This window comes from Undibacterium sp. Di26W (assembly GCF_049340265.1).
Classification (GTDB): domain Bacteria; phylum Pseudomonadota; class Gammaproteobacteria; order Burkholderiales; family Burkholderiaceae_D; genus Undibacterium.
Window position 1 is genome coordinate 1 of the sequence record NZ_JBMPOR010000073.1, and the last position, 552, is coordinate 552.

A 552-nucleotide genomic window follows, 5' to 3' on the forward strand; every position below is an offset into this window, starting at 1 on the left:
GCTTTCCAGAATTTGGCGCGGGCTTCAGTTGCCTGGCCAGACAGTTTGACCTGGTCGATGATTTTGGTGATGAGGATGTACCAGCTGCCCATGGACATGATGACCATGATGATCAGTGTGCCTTTGGCCACGAAGTCACCTGTTTTCCAGAGTGCGTCGAGACCGTATGGATTGTCAACCATTTCTTTGGCTGGGGCTGCAGCAGGGGCAGGGGCAGCATCCGCTGCAGGTGCTGGCGCAGCAGCGGCGTCAGCGGCAGGGGCGGCAGCTGGTGCAGAAGCAGCAGCGGAGGCGGATTCCTGTGCGGATACAGGTGCGACGGCAACAGCGGCTGTCAGGGCCAGGAGGGTGGCAGCCAGGAATGCGGAGAAACGGGTTTTCATTGAGGTGCTTCCTTTTAACAAAATAAGGTTGGTAGTGCTTACTGCTGTTTTTATGTACGACTTGGTTTGTTTAATTTAAAACTTTAAGACCAAACTACTTCACCACAGAGACACGGAGAAAAGCAAGAGGAACAATTTCATTTTGCAAAGAATCGGCTGAATGAATATT

General features: G+C 52.2%; 1 pseudogene. It reads right to left on the reverse strand.

Annotation, left to right across the window (positions count from 1 at the left end):
• A pseudogene (locus tag ACO0LM_RS28690) lies at positions 1 to 383 on the reverse strand (MotA/TolQ/ExbB proton channel family protein); the annotation flags it as partial.
• Positions 384 to 552 lie beyond the last annotated feature (169 nt).